Origin of the sequence: Streptomyces sp. NBC_01775, from assembly GCF_035917675.1 — a bacterium.
Classification (GTDB): domain Bacteria; phylum Actinomycetota; class Actinomycetes; order Streptomycetales; family Streptomycetaceae; genus Streptomyces.
In genome coordinates this window covers 2,660,418-2,686,466 of sequence record NZ_CP109104.1, presented here as the reverse complement: position 1 = coordinate 2,686,466, position 26,049 = coordinate 2,660,418, and the positions used below count along the sequence as shown (strand labels likewise).

The window sequence follows — 26,049 nt, the reverse complement described above, 5'->3', positions numbered from 1 at the left end:
ACAGGAGTGCGTCGGCCTCGCCGGGCCGGTGCGTCGGGGCGTCAGGGAGCAGAGGCAGCACATGGACATGGGGCTTCCCCACCGGAAGCAGGGCACGGGCGACGGCGCGTACGACTCCGGGCACGCCTGGGGGGAGACCTCGCCCGAGCCCGGCGGCAACGGCGTCCCCGCCGCCCCCGCGCGCCCGGCCTCGCCACCGTCGGCCGCCGTGCCGCGCCACTCCCCGGCAGCCGTGCCGCCTCCGTCCGGGCCGCCGTCCGCCGGGCCACCGCCGAGGCCCGCCGGGGCGCCGGTCTCCGGCCCGCCGCTGGCCGACTGGCTGCGGCTGCCCCGCCCCGAGGCGCTGCCCGGCGTCTGGCGCTGCGGCTACGAGCCCCGCCGGCCCGAGGACCCCGACCGCATTCCCGCGCGCCAGCTCATCAGCGGGGCGCTCGTCGCCTTCCTCATCGGCTGGCTGCTCTGGTCGCTGCTGTGGAACGGGTATCTGGGCAGCTTCTGGCTCTGGCCGCTGTACGCCATGACCCCTGACTCCGTGGGCACAGAAGCGCGTTCATACATCGCCAACGGCTACTACGCCGTCGTGTTCGTGTCGCTCGTTGTCTTCTTCGGCCGCATCGGCCGCTGGGACGAGCTGGGCCGCCGGGCCCTCGCGCGGCTGCGTGGGGAGGGAGGCCGGAGGCAGGGCGGAGTCACGCCGGACCTGCCCGTGGCCCCCGTACCGCAGCCGCCGCCGCACCTCGACCCGGTCGAGTGGCCCGAGTTGCGCGGGGGCGGCGCGAGCGAGGCGGCGGACCGGCTGGCGGACGAGGTGCGGGCGGGCCGGATGACGGACGTCGACCACGCCCGCATCGACCGGGCCTGGCAGTCCGTACGCGCCAAGCCGCAGCGGCTCAAGGCGTTCACCGACAGCGTGCTCGCTCGCGGGTCCGAGGCGTGCGGCCACCCCTCGGGGGCGCGCGATCTGCCCCTGCGAGCCGCCCGGCACGACCTCTCCCTGCGGCAGGTCCGCATCGGCACCGCACCCGATGTCGAGCGCAACCCGCACGAGTACCGGGGCGCCGGGGTCGCGCTCGACCCCTCGCTGCTGGGCACCTCGGCCCTGGCGGTCGGGCCGCCGGGCACCGGCAAGACCAGCAGGCTCGCGCGCCCCGTCGTGGAGTCGCTCTGCCTCCAGGCGCTGGCGGGTCAGGCGGCGGTGATCGCGGTGAGTCCGGCGGGGGCGCAGTTCGTGCCCGATCAGTCCTTCGACCTTGTCATCCGTATCGGCCACCCCGACTCCACCCACGACCTCGATCTCTACGGCGGGACGACCGACCCGGACGAGGCGGCGGGGATGCTCGCCGAAGCGCTGGTCGGCGACCTGACCGCCACCCTCCCCGGCGGCGACAGCAGGCGGGCCGCCACCTCGCTGGCGCAGCTCATCGGCCCGTTCGCCGCCGTGCACGGCCGCTTCCCCGCCGTCCCGGAACTGCGCGAGCTGCTGGACGGAGGTGCGGTGGCGCTCGACGGGCTGCGCCAGGAGCTGCGCGCGGCGAACCAGGGCGCCCAGCTGCGCGAACTCGACGCTTTCGAGCGTCAGTCCGGGCGCGCGGGCGATCTCGCGGCGCTGCTGGCGGACCGGATAGCGCTGCTCGACCGTCCGGCCTTCGCCGACTTCTTCCAGCCCGAGCAGTCCGAGGGCGTAGCCCGCGCCGATGGACGGCGGACCTTCTCCCCGCGCGCCCTGGAGCACCCCCTGCGGGTGCGGATCGACCTGCCCGAGCGGGGACACGCGGAGGCGTCCCGGATCCTGGCGCGGCTGATCCTTGCGCAGTTCACCGAGTGCGCGGTCGCCCGGGGGGATCAGTCGCTGTTCGCCTGCCTGGTGCTGGACGACGCGGCCCAGACGGTGACCCCTCAGGCGCTGCGCGGGCTCCAGCGGCTGCGTTCGGCGCACGCGGGGGTGCTGCTGACCCTGCGTGCGCTGGACGACGTTCCCGAGCCGCTGCGCGGCCCGCTGCTGGGCGCGGTCGGCTGCCGGATGGTGTGCGCCGGGGTCACCCCGTGGGACGCCGAACGGTTCGCCGAGGTGTGGGGCACCGAGTGGGTGCAGACCCGTACGGTCACCAACCGCCAGCTGGTCTCCGACGAGCCGTTCACCCGCGTCCTGCACGCCGTGCGGCGGCTGGCCACCGGCAAGCACGTCACAGCCGAGTCGGTCACGGTGCGTAGTGAGCAGCGGGAGCGCTGGTCGGCATCCGACCTGGCCAACGAGTTGCAGCCCGAGCATCTGGTGCTTTCTCTGACTACGGTGCGCGGTGAGCGTACGCCTCCCATCCTCACAAAGTTGGGGGAGTGACCGGGAGAATGGCCGAATGACCGAATTCGGCAGGACGCCTGTACGGTGAGGTGCGTTATGCCACCGACTCTTGCCACGCTCGTTCAGCACTCCGCACTCCGGCTCTCCGTGCTCGCGGGGCACGATCGGCTGGACGTGCCTGTGCGGTGGGCGCACGCCAGTGAGCTGGCCGACCCCACGCCGTACATGGACGGCGGCGAGCTGATCCTCTTCACGGGACTCAAGCTGGACGCCGCCGACCCGGAGGCCATGCACGCCTACGTGGACAAGCTGGTCGGCAAGGACGTGGTCGGGCTCGGTTTCGCCGCGGGGGTCAACTACGAAGGGGTGCCGAAGGCGCTGACCGACGCCTGCGAGAGCGCCGGCCTGCCGCTGCTGGAGGTGCCCAGACGCACCCCCTTCATCGCGATCAGCAAGGCGGTCTCCGCGGCCATCGCCGCCGAGCAATACCGCGCGGTGACGGCGGGCTTCGACGCGCAGCGCGAAATGACCCGCGCCGCGCTCTCCCGCGAGGGCCCGGCGGCGCTGCTGGCGCGGCTCGCCTCGCAGGTGGACGGCTGGGCCGCGCTCTACGACGCCTCCGGTGCCGTCGTCGCCACCGCGCCGTCCTGGGCGGTGCGCCGCGCCTCCCGCTTCATCGGCGACGCCGTCCGGCTGCGGGACCGGCCTACGCCGGCCAGCGCCCTGGTCAGCGAGTCGGACAGCGGCGATGACCGCGTCGAGCTGCAATCGGTGGGCAGCGGCAGGCGCGCCAAGGCGGTGCTCGCCGTGGGGACGGCGGCTCCGCTGGGCACTGCCGAGCGCTACGCCGTGCACTCCGCGATCGCCCTGCTCACCTTGACGACGGAGCGTTCGCGCGCCCTCCAGGAGGCGGAACAGAGGCTGGGCGCGGCGGTCTTGAAGATGCTGCTGGTGGGGGAGGGCGATCACGCGCGGGCGGTCTCCGGTCAGCTCTACGGAGGGCTGCTGGACGCGCCGATGCGGGTGATCGTGGCCGAGCCCGCCTCGGGTGCCGCCGTGCGGGTCGCGCAGGAGAGCGTGCTGGCCACCCACGCGGCGCGGACCCGGACCGGCTCCGCGTCCCAGTCCGGCTCCGCGTCCAAGTCCGGGTCCGCTGCCTGGACCGGCTCCGCCGCCCCCGCCCCGGAGTCCGGGAGCACCATCGATCAGTCGGGGGCCGCGGTCGGCTCCCGGCCCGGCGCCGCGTCCGGCAGCAGAGGCGGATCGGCCTCCAGACAGAGCCCCGGGCCCGGCTCCGCCTCCAGTTCAGGTTCCGGCTCCGGTGACGAGTCCCGCGCCACCGCCGGCGTGGTCGTCGGCTCCGGCAGCGGCCCGCAGACCGATCCCGCGGACGGCGGCGCCCCCGGCAGGGCCGTGTGGCCGCTGGAGGAGCTGTCCGACGCCATGGAGACGGCGGCGGCGCGCAACGGTGAGGCCGTGCTCGTGGTTCCCGACGGGGCGCGGCTGGTCGTCCTGGCGTCGGACGGCGGCGCGGCGGTCGCGGCCTGCGGCGAGTTCGCGGCCACCAACCCGCTGGCCCAGCCGGGACGGCGCGGCAGCGGGGCGGGGGAGGAGGGGCTGGCCATCGGCGTCTCGGCCCCCATCGGCCTCCCGGCGGCGGCCGTCGCCTTCAAGCAGGCCGACCAGGCCCTCTCCGTCGCCCGGCGCCGTGGCGTACCGCTGGTGGAGCACGAGGATGTGGCGGCCGGTTCGGTGCTGCCGCTGCTCGCCGACGACGCCGTCCGCGCGTTCGCCGACGGGCTGCTGCGCGCGCTGCGCGAGCACGACGCCAACGGCCGGGGCGACCTGGTCGCCTCGCTGCGCGCCTGGCTGTCCCGGCACGGCCAGTGGGACGCCGCCGCCGCCGAACTGGGCGTGCACCGGCACACGTTGCGCTACCGCATGCGCCGGGTGGAGGAGATCCTCGGCCGCTCCCTGGACGACCCGGACGTGCGCATGGAGCTGTGGCTGGCCCTCAAAGCCACCAGCTGACCCGAAGCCCAAAGCCCCAGCCGACCGGAATCCCCAGCGGACCGGAATCCCAGCGGACCGGAATCCCCAGCCGGCCGGAGCCCGGCTGACCCGGAGCCCGAAGCTCCAGCCGCCTCGAAGTCCCAGCTCACGGCCCCAAGACAGTCCGGGGAAGCGCGTAAAGAGCCAATCCGTAGCACCCTACCCGTCAGATGCTACGCAGCGGACAAGAAGCGGCCGGGCCCGCACGCCCTACGGTGGACCCACACTCTCGGAGTGAGCCAACCTCCCCCCTTCCGGAAGGCGATCCGCAGTGACGACAGCGACTTCCCCTCACGCATTCTGGCTCGCCGGCCGCAAGGCCACCGGCGACAGCACGCTCGATGTCACCTCGCCCTGGGACGGCAGGCACGTCGGCAGTGTCAGCATCCCCACGGCGGACCAGGTGGAGGAGGCTGTGGCCGCGGCGGCTGCGGTGGCCGGAGAGTTCTCCGCCACCCCCGCGCACGTACGGGCCGCCGCTCTCGACCATGTCGTGACCCGCCTCGTCGAGCGCACCCAGGAGATCGCCGAGCTGATCTCGGCGGAGAACGGCAAGCCCATGAAGTGGGCGCGTGGCGAGGTCGGCCGCTGTATCTCCGTCTTCCGGTGGGCGGCCGAGGAGGCGCGCCGGTTCAACGGCGGCGAGGCCCAGCGGCTGGACTCGGACGCGGGCGGCACCGGCCGCCTGGCCTACACCCGCCGCTTCCCCTACGGCCCGGTGCTCGGCATCGCGCCGTTCAACTTCCCGCTCAACCTGTGCGCGCACAAGGTCGCCCCGGCCATCGCGGTCGGCACCCCGATCCTCCTCAAGCCCGCGCCCGCCACCCCGCTGTCGGGCCTGCTGCTGGGCGAGCTGCTGGCCGAGACGGACCTTCCGGCCGGCTCCTGGTCGGTGCTTCCGGTGCCGAACGACCAGATGCCCGGCCTGGTCCAGGACGAGCGGCTGCCGATCATCTCCTTCACCGGCTCGGCGCCGGTCGGCTGGTCCATCCTCGACTCGGCGCCGCGCAAGCGCGTCACCCTGGAGCTGGGCGGCAACGGCGCGGCCGTCGTGCTCGCCGACTACTCCTCCGAGGCCGACCTGGACTGGGCGGCCCAGCGCATCGCCACCTTCTCCAACTACCAGGCGGGCCAGTCCTGCATCTCCGTGCAGCGCGTGGTGGCCGACGCCTCGGTCTACGACCGGCTGGTCCCGAAGGTCGTCGCGGCGGTCGAGGCACTGCGGACCGGCGACCCCTCCGACGACGAGACCGACGTCGGCCCCCTCGTCAGCGAGGACGCCGCCAAGCGCGTCGAGTCCTGGGTCGAGGAGGCCGTCTCCCGTGGCGCGAAGCTGCTCACGGGCGGCAAGCGCGAGGGCGCGACGGTCGCCCCGACGGTCTTGGAGAACGTGCCCGCCGACACCCAGATCGGCTGCGAGGAGGTCTTCGGGCCGGTCATGTCCTTCACCAAGGTGGACAGCGAGGAAGCCGCCTTCGAGGCGGTCAACTCCTCCAAGTACGGCCTCCAGGCGGGACTGTTCACCCACGACGTGCAGACCGCCTTCCGCGCGCACCGCGCCCTGGAGGTGGGCGGCCTGATCGTCGGCGACGTCCCCTCCTACCGCGCGGACCAGATGCCGTACGGCGGGGTCAAGGAGTCGGGCGTCGGCCGCGAGGGCGTCCGGTTCGCGATGGAGGACTACACCTACGAGCGCGTCATGGTCCTCACCGGCCTCGACCTGTGACTCTTTCGGGTCTCCCTCGCTGACGACCACCAACATCGGCGATGCCGCCACCGCTGCCGGGTGCCCTTCGGGGTGCCCGGCAGCGGGCTTGTGGGGGAGGGACCTTGTGGGCGGGGCCGGGACCTCTGGATTCTGTACCTACTAGTATGTACAGTCTGGGTATGGGCGACGGAGACACGGCCGGGAAGCTGATCGAGGCCACACAGGACCTCCTGTGGGAGCGCGGTTACGTGGGCACCAGTCCGCGGGCCATCCAGCAGCGCGCCGGCGCGGGCCAGGGCAGCATGTACCACCACTTCGGCGGCAAGCCCGACCTGGCGCGAGCGGCGGTGCGCAGGAGCGCGGAGCAGCTGAGGGCGCGCGCCGAGGCGGATCTCGCGGGGGACGGGGCGGCGCTGGAGCGCGTACGTGCCTATCTGCGGCGCGAGCGCGACGTGTTGCGCGGCTGCCGGATCGGCGGACTCGCGCAGGACCCCGACGTGGTGGCCGACCCCGCGCTGCGCGCTCCGGTGGAGGAGACGCTGTCCTGGCTGCGCGGCCGTCTCACCCGCGTGCTGGAAGAGGGCCGCGAGCGGGGCGAGTTCAGACCCGGGCTCGACGCGCACGGCACCGCCGCCGTCATCCTCGCCGTCGTCCAGGGCGGCTACGTCCTCGCCCGTGCCGCGGGGAACCCCGGCCCGTTCCGGGAGGCGGTCGAGGGGCTGATCGCGCTTCTGGACTCCCACGCGGCGGACGGCGGGCCGGCAGGCGCCCGGCCCATGGCAAGGAGCTGATCATGCACGCCATGCAGTACGACATCACGCTGCCCGCCGACTACGACATGGAGATCATCCGGGATCGCGTCCGCACCAGAGGTCATCTCCTCGACGGCGCCGAGGGCCTGGCCTTCAAGGTGTACGGCATCCGCGAGCGCGGCAAGAACGGTTCCTCCGTGAACGAGTACGCGCCCTTCTACCTCTGGGACCGGTCCGCGGCGCTGACCGGCATGCTGCGCGGTCCGGGGTTCCGCGGTCTGAGCGCGGACTTCGGCCGGCCCCCGGTGCGCACCTGGCATGTCCTGGGCCGCCATGAAGGTCCGTCGTACGGCGCGCGGCTGACCACGGCCGAACGCCGGATCACCCCGCTCGGCGAGGGCGAGGACGTCGGTGAGCGCACCGAACGGGCCCTGGCGGAACTGCGCGAGGTCGCCGGTCGGCCGGGCATCGGCGCGGCCGTGCTGGGGTTGGACCCGTACCGCTGGGAGCTGGTGCGCTTCCTGCTGCGCGAGGGCACGCCCTCAGCGCCGAGCGAGCACGTGCCGGGGGAGACGGCGGACGCGCCCGGGGAGACGTACGAGATCCTGCGTCTGTCCCTCGGCGCGGCGGCCCCGGCGCTCGGGGCCGCCCCGTGAGCGAAGGCGGCACACCGGCCGGGCGGGTGCGTACGGTCCGACGCGACATATCCGGGCCCGAGTTGGGCGTGTGCGACGCGCACGACCACCTCTTCCTGCGCAGTCCCCGGCTGCCCGGCCAGGAGCTGGCCGATACCGACGAGGCCGAGCGGCAGCTGCGCGGGTTCGCCGAGCACGGGGGAGAGGCCCTCGTGCAGTGGACGCCCTACGGCATGGGGCGGCGCGCGGGTGCCCTCGTGGAGCTGGCCCGCCGGACCGGTGTGCACGTGATCGCGGCGACCGGGCTGCACCAGGCCGTGCACTACCCCGAGGGCCCGCCCGCCGACCCCGCCGCGCTCTTCGTGGAGGAGCTGACCCGCGGTGTGCGGGGCGCCGTGTGCGGCGAGGGGCCCCGTGCCGGACTGATCAAGGTCGCCGGTGACTTCCACGGACTGGGCGCCCACGCGTGCCGTGCCATGAGCGCCGCAGCCGAGGCCCACCACGCCACCGGGGCCCCCATCGCCGTACACCTGGAGCTGGGCACGGGCGCCACCGAGGTGCTCGACCTGCTGTGCTCCCGGCACGAAGTGCCGCCGGGCAGCGTCCTGCTGGGGCATCCGGGACGGTGTCCCGACCTCCGGATGCAGCGCGAGGCGGCGCGCGCGGGCGCCTGGCTGGTTTTCGACGGTCCTTCGCGTACGCACCACGCCACGGACTGGAGGCTGTTGGACAGCTTCGCCGAGCTGGCGGAGCGGGGCCACGCAGGGCAGCTGCTTGTAGGCGGCGACACGGTCTCCTCGGCGGCGCGTGCCGAGACAGGAGCGCCGTACGTGACGCGGGTGCTGCGCCCCCGCCTGGCCCGTGAGCTGGGCGAGGACCTGGCGCGGCGGATCTTCGTGGCCAACCCCGCGCGCGCCTTCGCGGCCGATTGGAAGGACTGAGCGCCGCCCACGCAGGAACCCGGCGGAGAAGGGCCGTCCTGCCGCGCCCCACGACGAACCGCCCAACGCGCCCACCGGCAGACGCCGCCCGCTCAACGCCCACCGGCAGAACGCATCCCGACAGGCGCGACGCCCGACCCGTATCCCGACAGGCGCGCCCGACCCGACAGAACGCACCCGGCCGAACGCACCACGACAACAGACGCCCCACGACAAGCGAGGACACTCCGGATGTTCGCCTTCGCGCAGATCAGCGACATACACATCGGCCAGGACAGGGAGGGGGACGGCGGCTCACGCGCCCGTGAGCGCACCGAGCGCGTGCTCTCCTACCTGGCCGCGTTGCCCGGCAGCCTGGACGCCGTCCTGCTCACCGGAGACATCGCCGACCACGGCGAAGAGGCCGAATACGCGCTGGCCGCAAAGCTGTTCGCCGAGTACGGCGTGCTGCCTTTGATCTGCCCCGGCAACCACGACGTGCGGGGCCCCTACCGCGCCGAGCTCCTGGGTGGCGACGTCTCCGACCGCTCGCCGGTCAACCAGGCCCACCAGCTGCTGGGCGCCACCTTCTTGATGTGCGACTCCAGCGTCCCCGGCAGGGGCCACGGCTACCTCGACGACGCCACCCTCGCCTGGCTCGACCAGGCGCTGGCCGGCGCGCCCCGCGACAAGCCCGCCTTCGTCTGCTTCCACCACCCTCCGGTGCCCTTGCACGGCCAGTACGTCGACCCCATCCGGCAGTTCGGCGAGGAGCGCCTGGCGGAGGTTGTCGGCAGGCACGCGCACGTGGCGGGGCTGCTGTGCGGGCACAGCCACACGCCGGCCGTCACCACCTTCGCCGGGCTGCCGCTGGTCGCGGCCCCGGGCGTCGTCTCGACCCTCAAGATGCCCTGGGAGGGCGAGGAGAGCGGCCCGATCGACTACGAGCTGCCGCCCATGATCGCCTACCACGTCTACGACGACGAGCGGCGGCTGACCACGCACTTCCGTGTCGTGATGTAGGCGCGCCCGCCCGCCCGCCTGCCGGGCCGCCGAGGGCGAGATGAGCCCCGACTCCCGCCCACTTGACGGCCCCCGTTCCGGCACGGGGACCGTGCCGGAACGGCGCCCGGCGGCGGGCTGCGCCACGCCCTGGAGCCGCCTTCCTGGGACCCGCCCCCCGGCCAGGTCCCTCCCCCGTGCTCCGGGGCGTGACGCGCTTCCGGAAATCGAAGGTACGCGGGCACTCGGCGCCCGGTCGTCAGCGTGTGGGTGTAAGTGGAACCCGTCCTTCTGCGGTAGCCGCGTCCGGCTGTCATACCCACGCGGTAGACCCCGACGCCCTCCGGACAGCGCGTGCGGTGGATGCCGGCGCCGAGGAAGGGTGGCTACGCTGCGACGATGGGGAGCGCGACGGTGTGGGGCGAGTTGCGCCGCGGGGCTGAGCGGGTGCCGGCCCGGGCATACGACGGCGCCATCGCGCTGGCCATCACTGCCGTCAGCCTTCTGCTCGGCAACGACCGCACGCCGCAGGGCTGGCACGGCCCGGATGTCACCGGCGTGGTGCTGACCTGCGTCGTCAACCTCCCCCTGGCCGCCCGCCGCAAGGCCCCCGTGGTGCTGTGCACCGGTGTGCTGGCCGTGTGGGCGGTCTACATCGCGCTCGACTACTGGCCCGTCGTCAACACCCTCGGCCCGCTCCTCGCGCTCTACACCGTCGCCTCCATGCGCCCGCTGCGCGAGGCCGCCTTCTGCGCGCTGCTGCTCGCCGGGCTGTGGAACTTCGCGGGCACCACCGGCCAGGAGAGCTCCTGGGCCACCGTTCTCGGCCAGAGCGTCCTGTACACCACCGTCATCTGCGGCTTCGGCCACCTCGCCCGGAAGGCGGCACGGCGCAACGTCGAACTGGCGCGGCTGGCCGAACAGTTGCGCAAGGAGCGCGCGGGCGCCGAGCGCCGGGCCGTCGCCGAGGAGCGGGTCCGCATCGCCCGTGAGCTGCACGATGTCGTCGCCCACCACATGTCGGTGATCTCCGTGCAGGCGGGCCTGGCCGGATACGTCTTCGACTCCGACCCGCAGACCGCGCGCGGCGCCCTGGGCACCATCTCCGACACCTCCGGCGAGGCCCTGGCCGAACTGCGCCGCCTGCTCGCGGTCTTGCGCATCGAGGACGGGGACCGGCTCGAAGGGGGCAGGCTGGACGGAGGCAGGCTCGAAGGGGGCGGCGCCGAAGGACAGCGGCCCGCGGGCGACACGTCCCCGGGCGGCGGCAGCGGGCTGGAACGGGGCCCCGGCGGCGAGCCGGACTTCGGCCCGGCCCCCGGCGTCGACCAGCTGCCCGCGCTGGCCGAACGGGTGCGCGGCGCGGGCGTGCCGGTGCTGTTCACCGTCACCGGCGAACAGCGCGTCCTGGCCCCCGGCGCAGGCCAGTGCGCCTACCGCGTCGTCCAGGAGGCGCTCACCAACGTGCTCAAGCACGCCTGTCCCGCACAGGCGCGGGTGACGGTCGCCTACGAGCCGCGCCAGTTCACCGTGACCGTCACCGACGACGGCAGCGGTCAGGCCCCTGCCCACCAACTGCCCTCCGGCGGGCACGGGTTGATCGGGATGCGCGAGCGCGCCAGGATCTACGGGGGCCGGCTCCACGCCGGACCACGGGCGAGCGGCGGATTCGAGGTACGGCTGATCCTCCCCGCCTGACAGGCAGGGGGGACACGGTGCCGACCAGAGTGCTCGTCGTCGATGACCAGGTGCTCATCCGGGCGGGTGTGGCGGCGCTGCTGCGCGCGGCCCCGGGCATGGAGGTCGTGGGCGAGGCGTCCGACGGCGACGAGGCCGTCCAACTCGCCGAACAGCACCGCCCCGACGTCGTCCTCATGGACATCCGGATGCCCGGCACCAGCGGCATCACCGCTACCGAACGCATCCTGGAGACGGTCACCGACCCGCGCCCCCGCGTCCTGGTGCTGACCACCTTCGACCTGGACGAGTACGTGTACGCCGCGCTGCGCGCCGGGGCCTGCGGCTTCCTGCTCAAGGACACCGGGCCACAGCGGCTGCTGGCCGCGATCGCCGCCGTCTGCGAGGGCGACACGCTCTTCTCGCCCAGCGTCACCCGCCGCCTGATCGAGGCGTACGCGCCCCGCACCGAGCCCGGGGCCCGCACCCCCGAGACCCTGGAAGTCCTCACCGGGCGGGAGCTGGATGTGCTGCGGCTGGTGGCCGGTGGCCTGTCCAACCCGGAGATCGCCGAGGCCCTCGTCATCAGCGAGTCGACCGTCAAGACCCACCTCAACCGCACGATGGCCAAGCTCGGCCTGGGCAGCCGCGCCCAGGCCGTCGTCCTCGCGTACGAGTCCGGCCTGGTCACCCCGGGCGGAGGCCACGCGGGGGCTTGAGCAGGGTGCCGCCGCGGGGAACGGCCGCTCGGCCACGGAGCGCCCGGCGGGGCCCCGCGCGGGCCCGCCCCGGAGGGACCGCATCCGGCCTTTCTCGTGCGCGGCGTCTGGTACGCACCGGATGAATCGGGTACATACGAGCGAGTAGCACCCGTCGGTAGTCACCGTCACGCACGGCGAACCCTCCTCCCATACCGCCACGAGGTGAGCGAGATGACCGTCTCCGAGCGCGAAGCACGCGAAGTCGCCGAGGCAGCCCGAGAGAAGGACTGGCGCAAGCCCAGCTTCGCCAAGGAGCTGTTCCTCGGCCGCTTCCGCCTCGACCTCATCCACCCCCATCCCGAACCGGCGGCCGAGGACATCAGGCGCGGCGAGGAATTCCTCGGCAAGCTGCGGGAGTTCGTCCAGGCGAAGGTCGACGGCGCCCTCGTCGAGCGCGAGGCCCGCATCCCCGACGAGGTCCTCAGCGGGCTGAAGGAGCTGGGCGCGCTCGGCATGAAGGTCGGCACCGAGTACGGCGGCCTCGGCCTCACCCAGGTCTACTACAACAAGGCGCTCGCCCTGGTCAGCTCCGCGAGCCCCGCCGTCGGCGCCCTGCTCTCGGCGCACCAGTCCATCGGCGTACCCCAGCCGGTGAAGCTGTTCGGTACCCAGGAACAGAAGGACGCCTTCCTGCCCCGCTGCGCCCGTACGGACATCTCCGCGTTCCTGCTGACCGAACCGGATGTCGGCTCCGACCCGGCGCGCCTGGCCACCAGCGCGGTACCGGATGGTGACGACTACGTCCTGGACGGCGTCAAGCTGTGGACCACCAACGGCGTCGTCGCCGACCTCCTCGTGGTCATGGCCCGCGTGCCCAAGAGCGACGAGCGCCAGGCCGAGGGCCACAAGGGCGGCATCACCGCCTTCGTCGTCGAGGGGGACGCCGAAGGCATCACCGTCGAGAACCGCAACGCCTTCATGGGCCTGCGCGGCCTGGAGAACGGCGTCACCCGCTTCCACCAGGTCCGCGTCCCCGCGGCCAACCGCATCGGCCCCGAGGGCGCCGGCCTCAAGATCGCGCTCACCACGCTCAACACCGGCCGGCTCTCCCTCCCCGCCACCTGTGTCGGCGCCGGCAAGTGGTGCCTGAAGATCGCCCGCGAGTGGTCGCAGGAGCGCGTCCAGTGGGGCCGTCCCGTCGCGGAGCACGAGGCCGTGGGCAGCAAGATCTCCTTCATCGCAGCCACCACCTTCGCGCTGGAGGCCGTGCTCGATCTGTCCTCGCAGATGGCGGACGAGGACCGCAACGACATCCGCATCGAGGCGGCGCTCGCCAAGCTGTACGGCAGCGAGATGGCCTGGCTGATGGCCGACGAACTGGTGCAGATCCGCGGTGGCCGGGGCTTCGAGACGGCCGAGTCCCTCGCGGCCCGGGGCGAGCGCGGCGTCCCCGCCGAACAGGTGCTCCGCGACCTGCGCATCAACCGCATCTTCGAGGGCTCCACCGAGATCATGCACCTGCTGATCGCGCGCGAGGCCGTCGACGCGCACCTGTCCGTCGCCGGCGACCTCATCGACCCGGACAAGACCCTCGCCGACAAGCGCAAGGCAGCCGTCGCCGCTGGCACCTTCTACGCGAAGTGGCTGCCCAAACTCGTCGCGGGCCCCGGCCAGCTGCCCCGTACGTTCGCGGAGTTCGGGACGCTCGCCCCGCACCTGCGCCACGTAGAGCGCACCGCCCGCAAGCTGGCCCGCTCCACGTTCTACGCCATGTCCCGCTGGCAGGGCCGCATGGAGACCAAGCAGGGCTTCCTCGGCCGGATCGTCGACATCGGCGCGGAGCTGTTCGCGATGAGCGCCGCCTGCGTGCGCGCGGAGAAGCTGCGCCGCGACGGCGCGGACGGCACCGCCGCCCACCAGCTGGCCGACGCCTTCTGCCGCCAGTCCCGCATCCGTGTCGACGAGCTGTTCGCCCGCCTGTGGACCAACACCGACGACCTCGACCACAAGGTCGTACGCGAGGTTCTCGACGGCTCCTACACCTGGCTGGAGGAAGGCATCGTCGACCCGTCCACCGAAGGCCCCTGGATCGCCGACGCGACCCCCGGCCCCTCCAGGAAGGACAACGTCCACCGCCGCGTCCGCTGATCCCCGGACCGGCCCGAAGGGGGCGCTGACGCCCCGGCAGCAACGTGCGGTACGCGGGGGATACGGCGCCCACGTCCGTGCGCGGTCAGTGCGCTGTCGGGTCCCGCGCGGGGAGCGGACACAATGGAGGCATGACCGACTCCCTCGCTGACCCGCATCTGCGCTATCCCGGCATCGCGCCGGAGGCAGGTGCCCCGCGCGACATCGTGATCCTCGGCTCAACGGGATCGATCGGCACCCAGGCCGTCGACGTCGTGCTGAACAATCCGGACCGCTTCCGGGTCACCGCGCTGGCCGCGTCCGGCGGCCGGGTCGGGCTGCTGGCCGAGCAGGCGCACCGGCTGGGCGTCCGCACCGTCGCCGTCGCCCGTGAGGACAAGGCGCAGGAGCTGCGCGAGGCACTGCGCGCCGTGTACGGGACGGGGGAGCCACCGCCGGAGGTGCTGGCGGGCAGCGAGGCGGCGACCGAGCTGGCCGCCTCCCCCTGCCACACCGTGCTCAACGGCATCACCGGCTCCATCGGGCTCGCCCCGACCCTGGCGGCCCTGGAGGCGGGCCGCACGCTGGCGCTCGCCAACAAGGAGTCGCTGATCGTCGGCGGCCCCCTGGTGCGGGCCCTGGCCAAGCCGGGCCAGATCGTTCCGGTCGACTCCGAGCACTCGGCGCTCTTCCAGGCACTCATGGGCGGCACCCGAGCGGAGGTGCGCAAGCTGCTGGTCACCGCCTCGGGCGGCCCTTTCCGGGGCCGCACCAGGGCGGAGCTGGCCGACGTGACCCCCAAGGACGCGCTGGCGCACCCCACGTGGGACATGGGCCCGGTCATCACGGTCAACTCGGCCACGCTGGTGAACAAGGGCCTGGAGGTCATCGAGGCCCACCTGCTCTACGACATCCCCTTCGACCGCATCCAGGTCGTGGTCCATCCGCAGTCAGCGGTCCACTCGATGGTGGAGTTCGTGGACGGATCCACGCTCGCCCAGTGCGGGCCCCCCGACATGCGGCTGCCGATCGCGCTGGGGCTGGGCTGGCCCGAGCGGGTGCCGGACGCGGGACCGGTCTTCCCCTGGGGCCAGGCCATGTCCTGGGACTTCTACCCGCTGGATGAGGACGCCTTCCCCTCCGTGCCGCTGGCCTGCCACGTGGGCGCGCTGGGGGGCACCGCCCCCGCCGTCTTCAACGCGGCGAACGAGGAGTGCGTCGAGGCGTTCCTCGCGGGAAGGCTGCCGTTCACCGGCATCGTGGATACGGTTGCCGCTGTGGTCGAGGAGCACGGCACCCCGGGTGGAACCGGGCTGACCCTGTCCGATGTCCTCGCCGCAGAGACCTGGGCGCGTGAGCGCGCCCGCGAACTGGCCGCACAGTCGGCGAAAGCAGCGGAGGCCCGCGCATGACGACGTTCATGACCATCCTCGGCATAGTCGTCTTCGTTGTCGGCCTGCTCTTCTCCATCGCCTGGCACGAGCTGGGGCACTTCTCCACAGCGAAGATGTTCGGTGTCCGCGTCCCGCAGTTCATGGTCGGATTCGGGCCCACCATCTGGTCCAAGCACAAGGGCGAGACCGAGTACGGCGTCAAGGCGGTCCCGCTGGGCGGCTACATCCGGATGATCGGCATGTTCCCGCCGGGGGACGACGGCACCGTGCGGCAGCGCTCCTCCTCGCCGTTCCGCGGCATGATCGAGGACGCCAGGGCGGCGGCGTACGAAGAGCTGAAGCCCGGCGACGAGCACCGGATGCTCTACACGCGCAAGCCGTGGAAGCGCGTCATCGTGATGTTCGCCGGGCCGTTCATGAACCTGATCCTGGCCGTGGTGATCTTCCTGACGGTGCTGATGACCTTCGGGGTGAACACCCAGACGACTACCGTCTCCTCCGTCTCGAAGTGTGTGATCCCCGCCTCGGCGCAGACCGACAAGTGTCCCTCCGACGCCAAGGACTCCCCGGCCAAGGCCGCGGGCATCAAGCCCGGCGACAAGATCGTCTCTTTCGACGGCCGCCGCGTGGAGGACTGGAGCGGCCTTCAGCAGCACATCCGCGACACGACAGGCCCGGCCACGATCACGGTCGAGCGCGACGGCGCCCGCCGCACGCTGCACGCGAACCTCATCGAGAACAAGGTCGCCAAGTCCGACGGCAGCGGCAGCTACGTCCCCGACGAGTACGTGAAGGCCGGATTCCTCGGCTTCACCCCGGCCAGCGGCGTCGTGCAGCAGTCCTTCCCGCAGGCCGTGGACCGGATGGGCGACATGATGGTCAACGGCGTCCAGGCGCTCATCGACCTGCCGGGCAAGGTGCCGGACCTGTGGAACGCGGCCTTCGACGGCGGGGAGCGCAAGCAGGACTCCCCGATGGGCGTCGTGGGCGCCGCACGGGTCGGCGGTGAGGTCTTCTCGCTCGACATCCCGCCCAGCCAGCGGGTGGCGACCATGCTCTTCCTGGTCGCCGGCTTCAACCTCAGCCTGTTCCTGTTCAACATGCTGCCGCTGCTGCCGCTGGACGGCGGGCACATCGCGGGGGCGCTGTGGGAGTCCGTACGCAGGATGTTCGCCCGGGTCTTCCGGCGCCCCGACCCCGGTCCCTTCGACGTCGCCAAGCTGATGCCGGTCGCGTATGTCGTGGCCGGGATCTTCCTGTGCTTCACCCTGCTGGTCCTGGTCGCCGACGTGGTGAATCCGGTGAGACTCACCGGCTAGCCCGGCTCGTGTGACGTCCGTACGTTTCGTGTGCGGACGTCACACTTTGCTGTTGCTTCCCGGTAGGGATGTGCTCGATGCGGAGCGGGTGCCGTAATCTCGGGGCCTGGAGCCCGTCGAACCCGGGACTTGAACCACACCGTTGGGGTTGCACGCTGATGACAGCGATTTCGCTCGGAATGCCGGACGTTCCCGCCAAGCTCGCCGACCGCAGGGTCAGCCGGAAGATCCAGGTCGGACAGGTCGCCGTGGGCGGAGACGCGCCGGTGTCCGTGCAGTCGATGACCACGACCCGCACCTCGGACATCGGCTCGACGCTTCAGCAGATCGCGGAGCTGACGGCGTCCGGCTGCCAGATCGTGCGTGTGGCGTGCCCCACACAGGACGACGCCGACGCCCTCGCCACGATCGCCCGGAAGTCCCAGATCCCGGTGATCGCGGACATCCACTTCCAGCCGAAGTACGTCTTCCAGGCCATCGACGCGGGCTGCGCCGCCGTCCGCGTCAACCCCGGCAACATCAAGCAGTTCGACGACAAGGTCAAGGAGATCGCCGACGCCGCCTCCGCGGCCGGCACCCCGATCCGCATCGGCGTCAACGCGGGCTCCCTCGACAAGCGGCTCCTCCAGAAGTACGGCAAGGCCACCCCCGAGGCGCTGGCCGAATCCGCGCTGTGGGAGTGCTCACTCTTCGAGGAGCACGGCTTCCGCGACATCAAGATCTCGGTCAAGCACAACGACCCGGTCGTGATGGTCAACGCCTACCGCCGGCTCGCCGCCCAGTGCGACTACCCGCTGCACCTCGGCGTCACCGAGGCGGGCCCCTCCTTCCAGGGCACGATCAAGTCGGCCGTCGCCTTCGGCGCCCTGCTCAGCGAGGGCATCGGCGACACCATCCGGGTCTCGCTGTCCGCGCCGCCCGCCGAGGAGGTCAAGGTCGGCATCCAGATCCTGGAGTCCCTCGGCCTGCGCCAGCGCGGCCTGGAGATCGTCTCCTGCCCCTCCTGCGGCCGGGCCCAGGTGGACGTCTACAAGCTCGCCGACGAGGTCACCGCGGGCCTGGAGGGCATGGACGTTCCGCTGCGCGTGGCCGTCATGGGCTGTGTCGTCAACGGTCCCGGTGAGGCCCGTGAGGCCGACCTGGGTGTCGCCTCCGGCAACGGCAAGGGCCAGATCTTCGTGAAGGGCGAGGTCATCAAGACCGTCCCCGAGTCCAAGATCGTCGAGACGCTCATCGACGAGGCGATGAAGATCGCCGAGCAGATGGAGAAGGAAGGCGTCGCCTCCGGCGAGCCGGTCGTCACCACCGCCGACTGATCCCGCACCGTCCCTTCGCGCTCCACCACCCCGAAGCGCCGTCGCGCGGCCGATCCGGACGCACGGCGGCGGCCGGGCCATGGGCAGAGGTACAGTGCGAGAGATCGTTCCCTCTTGCCCACGGGCCGTACGGTGAGGCACCGAGACGTTGTTGACCACCACCTCCACCAAGGTCGTTGAACCGGCCGAGCTCCAGGACGCGCTGGCCGTGCTGCGCAGGGAGCCGGTCAACAACGCCTTCGTCACGGCCCGCGTCCAGGTCTCCGGGCTCGACCCGTGGCGCCTGGGCGGGGAGATGTGGGGCTGGTACCAGGACGGGCGCCTGGAGTCCCTCTGCTACGCCGGAGCCAACCTCGTCCCCCTGTGCGCGGGCCCCGAGGCCGTGAGCGCCTTCGCCGAGCGCGCCCGGCGCCAGGGCAGGCGCTGCTCCTCCATCGTCGGCCCCGTAGGCCCCACGACGGCCCTGTGGGCCGCCCTCGAACCGTACTGGGGCCCGGCGCGCGAGGTGCGCGCCAACCAGCCGCTGATGATCACCGACCGCGTGCCGCGCGACATCGAGCCCGACCCGCTGGTGCGCCGCGTGACCAAGGACGAGATGGACATCGTCCTGCCCGCCTGCGTGGCCATGTTCACCGAAGAGGTCGGCATCTCCCCGCTCGCCGGTGACGGCGGCCTCGTCTACCAGGCCCGCGTGGCCGAACTCGTCAGCTCGGGCCGCTCCTTCGCGCACATCGAGGACGGCCAGGTCGTCTTCAAGGCCGAGATCGGCGCCGCCACCCCCTACGCCTGCCAGATCCAGGGGGTCTGGGTGGCGCCCGAGCGGCGTGGCGAGGGCCTGTCCGAGACGGGCATGGCCGCCGTCGTCGCCTACGCGCTGCGGGATGTCGCGCCGCTGGTCAGCCTCTACGTCAACGACTACAACGCCCCCGCGCGGGCCGCCTACCACCGCGTCGGCTTCCGTGAGGTCGGCGCTTTCATGAGCGTGCTGTTCTGAGCGCCGTCTGCCCCGCGGTGTGCCGCCTCTTCGCGGCGGCACGGCCGAGGAAGTAGCCTCCCCGCCATGCGGCATTCAGCCCGGGGGCAGCTCCCGGACCCCCGGAGCGTGATCATCGGCCCGCTGGACCTGGCCGCCCGTGTGGACGACGCGCTGGCGGTGCAGGCGGTGGCCTTCGGCCTCACCGACGACGAGATCGGCGTCCGCAGGCACATCGTCCTGCGCCACATGACCAGCCCCGGTGCCAGGGCCCTGGGCGCCACCACCGAGGAGGGCCGGCTCGTCGGCTTCGTCTACGGCATGCCCAACGACGACACCCAGTGGTGGTCCAGTGTCGTGCGGCCCTACCTGGCACGGGAGGGCAACGAGGGCTGGCTCAGCGACTCCTTCGTGATCACGGAGCTGCACGTCCACCCGGCCTTCCAGCACCGGGGCGTGGGCCGCGGCCTGATCACCGCCCTCACCGACACCGCCGCCGAACCCCGCTCCCTGCTCTCGGCCCTGGACACCGACAGCCCGGCCCGCGCCCTCTACCACGGCCTCGGCTACCACGACCTGGCCCGCCGCGTGCAGTTCCCCAGTGCGGTGCAGCCATATGCGGTGATGGGTGCTGTGTTGCCGTTGGTGCGGCGGTGAGGGGTGCGGCCGGGGGTACGGGGGTTGTCCCCCGGGAGGTGGCAGTCCCAGTGCGGTGCAGCCATATGCGGTGATGGGGGCTGTGTTGCCGTTGGTGCGGCGGTGAGCGGGGGGCTTGCCGCCGCCGTGGCAGTGTGCGGGGGCTCCCCACTGCCCTGGCGGTGACATCTCGTTTTCGTGGCGTCGGTGCGGGCGGATAGGCTCCGCCTCGACGAGTTCGTCACCTATCACCAGCAGCCCCGAGCAGGAGTTCCCATGGCAGCCCGTGTCCAGCGTTTGTCCCGGTCGATGCTGAAGACGCTGCGGGACGACCCGGCCGACGCCGAGACGCTCAGCCACAAGCTGCTGGTCCGCGCCGGTTACGTGCGCCGTACCGCCGCCGGGCTGTGGACGTGGCTGCCGCTCGGCAAGCAGGTGCTGGAGAACATCACCCGGATCGTGCGCGAGGAGATGGACGCCATCGGCGGCCAGGAGGTGCTGTTGCCCGCGCTGCTGCCCAAGGAGCCCTACGAGGTGTCCGGGCGGTACGAGGAGTACGGCGACCTGCTCTTCCGCCTCAAGGACCGCAAGGGCGGCGAGTACCTGCTCGGGCCCACCCACGAGGAGATCTTCACCCAGGTCGTCAAGGACCAGTGCACGTCCTACAAGGACATGCCGGTGACCGTCTACCAGATCCAGACCAAGTACCGCGACGAGGCCCGCCCCCGCTCCGGCATCCTGCGGGGCCGGGAGTTCACGATGAAGGACTCGTACTCCTTCGACGTCTCCGACGAGGGCCTGGCCGACTCGTACGCCAAGCACCGTGTCGCCTACAAGCGCATCTTCGAGCGCCTCGGGCTGGACTACCGCATCGTCTCCGCCATCTCCGGCGCCATGGGCGGCTCGGCCTCCGAGGAGTTCCTGGCTCCCGCCGCCGCGGGCGAGGACACCTTCGTGCAGTGCCCGCAGTGCGGATACGCGGCGAACACCGAGGCCTTCACCTTCACCGTGCCGCCCGCCTCCACCGAGGCCCACGGCCCCGTGGAGAAGCTGGACACCCCCGACACCCCCACCATCGAGACCCTCGCCGTCCATCTGGGCGTCCCGGCCTCGGCCACCTTGAAGAACCTGCTGGTCAAGGTCGACGGCGAGATCACCGCTGTCGGCGTGCCGGGGGACCGCGAGGTGGACATGGGCAAGCTGGGCGAGCACCTGGCGCCCGCCACCGTCGAGCTGGTGACGGCCGAGGACTTCGAGGGCCGCGGTGACCTGGTGCGCGGCTACGTGGGCCCGCAGGGCGGCATGGCGGGCAAGGCGTTCCGCTACCTCGCCGACCCCCGCGTCGCCCCCGGCACCAGCTGGATCACCGGAGCCAACGAAGAGAGCAAGCACGCGCGCAACGTGGTGTGCGGCCGTGACTTCGACGTCGACCAGTACCTGGACGTCGTCGTCGTCGAGCCCGGCGACCCCTGCCCGAACTGCGGCTCCGGCATCGAGCTGGACCGCGCCATCGAGATCGGCCACATCTTCCAGCTCGGCCGCAAGTACGCCGACGCCTTCGAGCTGGACGTCCTGGGCAAGGACGGCAAGCCCGTCCGCGTCACCATGGGCTCCTACGGCATCGGCGTCTCCCGCGCCGTCGCCGCGATCGCCGAGCAGAGCGCTGATGAGCAGGGCCTGTGCTGGCCGCGTGAGGTCGCGCCCGCCGATGTCCACATCGTCGCCGCGGGCAAGGCGCAGCAGACCGAGGCGGCGCTGGAGATCGCCGAGCGGCTCGGCGCCGCCGGGCTGCGGGTGCTGGTCGACGACCGTACGAGCGTCTCGCCGGGCGTCAAGTTCACCGACGCCGAGCTGATCGGCGTGCCCACGATCCTCGTCGCGGGCCGGGGCATCAAGGACGGCCTGGTCGAGCTGAAGGACCGGCGCACCGGCGAGCGCGAAGAGCTGGCCATCGACGCCGCCTTCGCCCGCCTCACGGAGGGCTGACCCGAGCGGAGCGGGCCGTTTCCGGGGGCTGTGTCTCCCCGGGCGGCCCGCTCACAGCCAGGCGGCGAACTCCAGCAGCATCTCCGCGTCCGCCCGCCCGCCCCCGGCGGCCTGGCGCACGGCGGACTCGACGGCGCGGTAGAGCGCCCACAGGCGCACCCGCTCGCGCGGCACATCCAGCGAGTCCGCGAGCTTGTTGACGCGGCGGCGGGCCGCGGCGGCGGCGCCGGTGGAGGCCATCAGGTCGTGCAGCCGGTCGCGCGCCAGCCGCGCGAGGTCGTAGGCGGGCTCCCCCACGAGCGGATCGGGTCCCACGGTCAGCCATGGCGCCCGCTCCCCGGAGCCGGGGGCCGAGGAGCTGGCCAGCACGGCGCCCTGCCGGAAGTCGCCGTGCAGCAGCACCTGTCCCACAGCCGGCGCCGGCTCGGCCAGCAGCGTCTCGCGCGCCTCCAGAGCGGCGGCCACCAGCGGCTCGGCGTCCAGCGGCACGGCCGAGCGCATCAGCGCCGCCTCCGCCTCGGTGTGCTCGGCCACGGTCTCGAAGCCGTGCCCCCGCTCCACGGGCACCCACAGCCTGCGCACCACGGAGACAGCCTCCAGCGTGGCCTTGGCCTCCGGCAGCGAGCGCAGCGACACCTCGCGGCGCAGCCGCTCCAGCAGCAGCGCCCCCTCCTCCGGCGCCGCCCGAAGCACCCGTACGGCCCCAAGGCCGTGCCAGGCGGTCAGCGCCTCATGCTCGCGAGCGGCCCGCACGGGCGCGGGGGCACCGTCGGGCGCCACCAGCTTCAGCGTCGCGGGCGAGCCGTCGGCCTGCCGCACCAGCGCCACCACGCTGCTGCGCCCGCCGGGGGAGATCACCCGCTCCAGCGACAGCTCCCAGCGCTCCAGCCACCGGCCCAGCAGCTCCGGGGTCCGCTCCAGCCACGCCTGTGCCACGGCGACCGCCTCGGCGTCCGGCTGTGCCGCCAGGGCACGTACGAGCCGCTGCGGTGGGTCGAAGGGCACTGCGGAAGCCATGTCGAAGGGCCTTTCAGAGCGGGGCCGAGACGCGCACCGCGAAGGCGCGGGGAACGCGGGAGAGCCGGGGTTACAGCGTGCCGGGCGCGCCGGACCCGCTCGGGGAGTCCGAGGGGGAGGGCGCGTCGCCCGCACCCAGCTCGGTGAGACCTGGGAAGGCTACGCCGCCGCCCTTCCACCGCACGGATCTGACGGCGGCCTCGCGCATCGCGTCCGCCGCCTCCCGCCGCCGCGCCCCCTCGCTTGCCCGTACGAGGTCCGCGTACACGCCCGCGACCCGGTTCTCCAGCTCGGCCGCGAGCCGTACGGCGGCGGCGCTGTCGGGGACGGCGAACGGCAGCGTGTAGGCGGCGGCGGCGGGCTCGGGCTTGCCGCCCAGGCTCCGCACGGTGCGGCGCAGCGCGTCCCGCCGGGCGCGGTGGGCGTCGTACGCCTGACGCACCTGGCTCCTGCGGCTCTCGGCGATCCGGCCGCCCACCACGCCGTAGCCGTAGACGGCCGCGTGCTCCGCGCGCAACGCGGCCTGAACCGCGGTCAGTTCCTTCTTCATTCCGGCGCTCCGTCTGCTCCGTCGTCCTCGCTCCCGCCGCCCTCTTCCAGGAGGTAGACATGCGCCCCGCCGCAGGCCGCGACCGAGGCCAGCAGCCTGGCCAGCTCCGGCGGCGCGGTGACCAGCGCCTTGGCGCGCGCCCCGGCCAGCTTCCGCTCGGCCCCGGCGAGCGCGGCGAGCGCTTCCTTCCGGCTGTCCGGCACCCCGGACGTGTCCGGCGAGGGTGTGCGCGAGGGCGTCTGCGCGGGGCCGTCCTGTCCGCCCGGCCGCTCCGGGCTCCCGGCGCCCGGCGACCCTGATGAGGGGCTCGGCCTCGCCTGCGTGCCGGACGGGGAGGGGGAGGGCGAACCGGTGCCGGTGCCGGTGCCGCTGCCGCGCAGCGCCTGTGCGTGGCGCGCGACCTCCTCGCGCAGCGGGCGCAGCCGTTCGGCCAGGGCGGGGTGCACCTTGATGGTGCCGTCGTAGCGGGCCGCCAGCCGCTCGCTGTCGCGGGCGCCGCGGGCGCGCAACCGCCGGGCGGCGTCCGAGTGTTCGGGGTCAGCGGCGTCCTGGCCGGAGTCGCCGCTGCAACCGGAGACCAGCCCCGTTGTCAGGACCGCTCCGGCGCCGACGGCTCCGAGCCCGCCGGTCAGCAGCGACCTGCGGCGTGGCCGGGCTGCTGCCGGTGACGGCGTGAGCGGCATGTGTGAACTCCCTGGATATGGGCCCTCGCCCGTACTTCTGAGCCTCGCGGGTCGGCGATCACCGCCACGCGAGAGTACCCGTGCCGCACTCCGCCGCGGCGACGGGCCACCCTGCTGTGCCTCACTCCGCACCCAGACATCCCACAGGCAGCACAGGTCCCGCCTGCCCCGAGCGGGTCGGCGCAGCGCGCCACAGACGATAGGCTTGTGCGGCGACACGCCCTTGTCACAAGGCCCCCCTACAACAGCACACGCGGCCGAGGAGTCACCCGGATGAGCACCACCCAGAGCGAGAGGCTGCGCGGACTGCTGGAACCGCTCGTCAGCAAAAGGGGGTTGGATCTCGAAGAGATCGAAGTGACCCCGGCCGGAAAGCGACGCGTGCTGCGCGTCGTCGTGGACGCTGACGACGGGGTCCAGCTCGACACCTGCGCCGATCTGAGCCGCGCCCTGTCCGAGGTGCTCGACGAGAGCGATGCCATGGGTGGCTCCCCTTATGTGCTGGAGGTCACCTCCCCCGGAGCCGACCGTCCGCTGACCGAGCAGCGGCACTACCGCCGCGCCGTCGGCAGGCTGATCAAGGCCCAGCTCACCGAGGAGGCCGGCGGCGGCGAAGTGACCGCCCGGCTGATGGCGGTGGACGACGAGGGCGTCGACCTGGAGATCCCCGGCGTCAAGGGGCGCAAGCCCACCTCGCGGCGGCTCGCCTTCGGCGAGATCGCCAAGGCGCGCGTGGAGATCGAGTTCAACCGCAAGGCCGCTGAGAAGGCGCAGCACGGGTCCGCGGCCACAGACCAAGAGAACAAGGAGGAGGCGTAGCCGTGGACATCGACATGAGTGCCCTGCGGGGGCTGGTGAGGGAGAAGGAGATCTCCCTCGACCTGCTGGTGGAGGCGATCGAGTCGGCCCTCCTCATCGCGTACCACCGCACGGAGGGCAGCAGGCGCGACGCACGCGTCGAGCTGAGCCAGAAGAGCGGGCACGTCACCGTGTGGGCCAAGGAGAGCCCGGACGACCTCGAAGAGGGCGCCGAGCCAAAGGAGTTCGACGACACCCCCACAGGTTTCGGCCGGATCGCGGCCACCACCGCGAAGCAGGTCATCCTCCAGCGGCTGCGGGACGCCGAGGAGGAGGTCACTTTCGGTGAGTACGCGGGCCGTGAGGGAGACGTTGTCGCGGGGGTCGTCCAGCAGGGCAAGGACCCCAAGAGCGTGCTGGTGGACATCGGCAAGCTGGAGGCGATCCTGCCCCCGCAGGAGCAGGTCCCCGGCGAGGACTACGCACACGGCACCCGCCTGCGTACCTACGTGGTGCGCGTCGCCAAGGGCGTGCGCGGCCCCTCGGTGACCCTCTCGCGGACCCACCCCAACCTCGTCAAGAAGCTCTTCGAGCTGGAGGTTCCGGAGATCGCCGACGGCTCGGTCGAGATCGCGGCCATCGCCCGTGAGGCAGGTCACCGCACCAAGATCGCCGTACGCTCCACCCGTTCCGGGCTGAACGCCAAGGGTGCCTGCATCGGCCCGATGGGCGGCCGGGTACGCAACGTGATGGCGGAGCTGCACGGTGAGAAGATCGACATCGTGGACTGGTCGGAGGAGCCGGACGACCTGGTGGCCAACGCGCTGTCCCCGGCCCGGGTGAGCAAGGTCGAGATCGTCGACCTGGCGGCCCGCTCGGCGCGGGTGACCGTGCCCGACTATCAGCTGTCGCTGGCCATCGGCAAGGAAGGCCAGAACGCGCGCCTTGCGGCCCGTCTCACCGGCTGGCGCATCGACATCCGCCCGGACACGGCGGACGGCGGTGCCCAGGAGGGCGAGCAGCAGCCGGCACAGGCCCAGCGCAGGGCGCCCGAGCAGGACTGAGACCGGGTGCGCCGGGTGCGCCCGGCCGCGAATGAGTAACGGCGCCCTTACCCCCCAAGGGGTTCGGGGCTTCGGGGAGGTAGACTTAAGCAGTGTCTGGCCGGACGTGTGACCGGGCATATCCTCAGCGGACCTGCGTGGGCTGCCGGGAGCGTACGGACAAGAGCGATCTGCTGCGGGTGGTCCTGGTCAAGGGAAGCCTGATCCCCGATCTTCGCGGTAGGCTGCCCGGCCGGGGTGCGTACCTGCACCCCGTTCCGGCCTGTCTTGAGCAGGCCGTCCGGCGCCGGGCGTTCAACAGGGCCTTCCGGGGTCCGGGTCCGTTCGATCTCGCAGAACTGCGGGAGCACGTGGAGCGGACAGCACAGGCAACACCGTAAGTGAGCTCGCACGGGATCCCCGTGCGGGCCGAGGTACCTCGCGAGTTGGAAGTAGGTCGA

The 26,049-nt window shown here is 72.6% G+C and carries 22 protein-coding genes; 19 read left to right on the top strand and 3 right to left on the bottom strand.

The genetic code is table 11. The annotated features are described in order from the left end of the window. Positions 1 to 67: 67 nt before the first annotated feature. From OHB04_RS11955 to OHB04_RS11880, 16 genes are all read left to right on the top strand, one after another. A complete protein-coding gene (locus OHB04_RS11955) occupies positions 68 to 2,338 on the top strand; it encodes an ATP-binding protein (RefSeq protein ID WP_442814820.1) in 2,271 nt (756 codons plus the stop codon). Between the two features lie 57 nt (positions 2,339 to 2,395). Further along, positions 2,396 to 4,330 (top strand): PucR family transcriptional regulator, encoded by a 1,935-nt coding sequence (locus tag OHB04_RS11950; protein WP_326807436.1) that lies wholly within the window; start codon positions 2,396 to 2,398, stop codon positions 4,328 to 4,330. 292 nt (positions 4,331 to 4,622) lie between these two features. Continuing rightward, positions 4,623 to 6,077, top strand: coding sequence for an aldehyde dehydrogenase family protein (locus OHB04_RS11945; protein WP_326687661.1), 1,455 nt, complete (start codon positions 4,623 to 4,625; stop codon positions 6,075 to 6,077). Positions 6,078 to 6,238: 161 nt separating this feature from the next. Then, positions 6,239 to 6,850 carry a TetR/AcrR family transcriptional regulator gene (locus tag OHB04_RS11940; RefSeq protein WP_326807435.1) on the top strand — a complete coding sequence of 204 codons (612 nt, stop codon included), beginning with the start codon at positions 6,239 to 6,241 and terminating at the stop codon, positions 6,848 to 6,850. A gap of 2 nt (positions 6,851 to 6,852) precedes the next feature. Then, positions 6,853 to 7,467, top strand: a complete 615-nt coding sequence (locus tag OHB04_RS11935; RefSeq protein WP_326687659.1) for a DUF4865 family protein — start codon at positions 6,853 to 6,855, stop codon at positions 7,465 to 7,467. Continuing rightward, positions 7,464 to 8,387 (top strand): phosphotriesterase family protein, encoded by a 924-nt coding sequence (locus OHB04_RS11930; RefSeq protein ID WP_326807434.1) that lies wholly within the window; start codon positions 7,464 to 7,466, stop codon positions 8,385 to 8,387. The genes OHB04_RS11935 and OHB04_RS11930 overlap by 4 nt, the downstream gene beginning before the upstream one ends. 231 nt (positions 8,388 to 8,618) lie before the next feature. Beyond that, entirely contained in the window at positions 8,619 to 9,389 is a 771-nt protein-coding gene (locus OHB04_RS11925; RefSeq protein ID WP_326807433.1) for a phosphodiesterase, read from the top strand. A gap of 378 nt (positions 9,390 to 9,767) precedes the next feature. Continuing rightward, a complete protein-coding gene (locus tag OHB04_RS11920) occupies positions 9,768 to 11,066 on the top strand; it encodes a sensor histidine kinase (protein ID WP_326687656.1) in 1,299 nt (432 codons plus the stop codon). A gap of 17 nt (positions 11,067 to 11,083) precedes the next feature. After that, positions 11,084 to 11,764: a response regulator transcription factor gene (locus tag OHB04_RS11915; RefSeq protein WP_326687655.1), complete on the top strand. Its 681-nt coding sequence runs from the start codon at positions 11,084 to 11,086 to the stop codon at positions 11,762 to 11,764. 213 nt (positions 11,765 to 11,977) lie between these two features. Continuing rightward, a complete protein-coding gene (locus OHB04_RS11910; protein ID WP_326809432.1) occupies positions 11,978 to 13,894 on the top strand; it encodes an acyl-CoA dehydrogenase family protein in 1,917 nt (638 codons plus the stop codon). A gap of 131 nt (positions 13,895 to 14,025) precedes the next feature. Beyond that, positions 14,026 to 15,285, top strand: a complete 1,260-nt coding sequence (gene dxr, locus OHB04_RS11905) for a 1-deoxy-D-xylulose-5-phosphate reductoisomerase (RefSeq protein WP_326687654.1) — start codon at positions 14,026 to 14,028, stop codon at positions 15,283 to 15,285. Continuing rightward, the gene (locus OHB04_RS11900) at positions 15,282 to 16,586 is read left to right on the top strand and encodes a M50 family metallopeptidase (RefSeq protein WP_326807432.1); all 1,305 of its coding nucleotides are present in this window, start codon (positions 15,282 to 15,284) and stop codon (positions 16,584 to 16,586) included. The genes dxr and OHB04_RS11900 overlap by 4 nt, the downstream gene beginning before the upstream one ends. Positions 16,587 to 16,744: 158 nt before the next feature. Next, positions 16,745 to 17,902 (top strand): flavodoxin-dependent (E)-4-hydroxy-3-methylbut-2-enyl-diphosphate synthase, encoded by a 1,158-nt coding sequence (ispG, locus tag OHB04_RS11895; protein WP_326687652.1) that lies wholly within the window; start codon positions 16,745 to 16,747, stop codon positions 17,900 to 17,902. A 148-nt stretch (positions 17,903 to 18,050) separates the two neighbouring features. Continuing rightward, positions 18,051 to 18,896, top strand: a complete 846-nt coding sequence (locus OHB04_RS11890; RefSeq protein ID WP_326687651.1) for a GNAT family N-acetyltransferase — start codon at positions 18,051 to 18,053, stop codon at positions 18,894 to 18,896. Positions 18,897 to 18,962: 66 nt separating this feature from the next. Next, entirely contained in the window at positions 18,963 to 19,532 is a 570-nt protein-coding gene (locus OHB04_RS11885) for a GNAT family N-acetyltransferase (RefSeq protein WP_326687650.1), read from the top strand. 255 nt (positions 19,533 to 19,787) lie between these two features. After that, positions 19,788 to 21,497 carry a proline--tRNA ligase gene (locus tag OHB04_RS11880; protein WP_326687649.1) on the top strand — a complete coding sequence of 570 codons (1,710 nt, stop codon included), beginning with the start codon at positions 19,788 to 19,790 and terminating at the stop codon, positions 21,495 to 21,497. 51 nt (positions 21,498 to 21,548) lie between these two features. Here OHB04_RS11880 and OHB04_RS11875 read toward each other — a convergent pair whose 3' ends face one another. The 3 genes from OHB04_RS11875 to OHB04_RS11865 all read right to left on the bottom strand — a co-directional run bounded on the left by OHB04_RS11875 (position 21,549) and on the right by OHB04_RS11865 (position 23,747). Further along, positions 21,549 to 22,514 carry an aminoglycoside phosphotransferase family protein gene (locus tag OHB04_RS11875; RefSeq protein ID WP_326807431.1) on the bottom strand — a complete coding sequence of 322 codons (966 nt, stop codon included), beginning with the start codon at positions 22,512 to 22,514 and terminating at the stop codon, positions 21,549 to 21,551. A 70-nt stretch (positions 22,515 to 22,584) separates the two neighbouring features. Continuing rightward, complete coding sequence (locus OHB04_RS11870; protein WP_326687647.1) at positions 22,585 to 23,064, bottom strand: ferritin-like domain-containing protein; 480 nt, start codon at positions 23,062 to 23,064, stop codon at positions 22,585 to 22,587. After that, positions 23,061 to 23,747, bottom strand: coding sequence for a hypothetical protein (locus tag OHB04_RS11865; protein WP_326807430.1), 687 nt, complete (start codon positions 23,745 to 23,747; stop codon positions 23,061 to 23,063). The genes OHB04_RS11870 and OHB04_RS11865 overlap by 4 nt, the downstream gene beginning before the upstream one ends. Before the next feature lie 273 nt (positions 23,748 to 24,020). Between OHB04_RS11865 and rimP the strand changes: the two genes are divergently transcribed. From rimP to OHB04_RS11850, 3 genes are all read left to right on the top strand, one after another. After that, positions 24,021 to 24,566, top strand: a complete 546-nt coding sequence (gene rimP, locus OHB04_RS11860) for a ribosome maturation factor RimP (RefSeq protein WP_326687645.1) — start codon at positions 24,021 to 24,023, stop codon at positions 24,564 to 24,566. A gap of 2 nt (positions 24,567 to 24,568) precedes the next feature. Beyond that, positions 24,569 to 25,609 carry a transcription termination factor NusA gene (gene nusA / locus OHB04_RS11855; RefSeq protein WP_326687644.1) on the top strand — a complete coding sequence of 347 codons (1,041 nt, stop codon included), beginning with the start codon at positions 24,569 to 24,571 and terminating at the stop codon, positions 25,607 to 25,609. A gap of 92 nt (positions 25,610 to 25,701) precedes the next feature. Further along, complete coding sequence (locus OHB04_RS11850; RefSeq protein ID WP_326687643.1) at positions 25,702 to 25,989, top strand: YlxR family protein; 288 nt, start codon at positions 25,702 to 25,704, stop codon at positions 25,987 to 25,989. Positions 25,990 to 26,049: the final 60 nt, after the last annotated feature.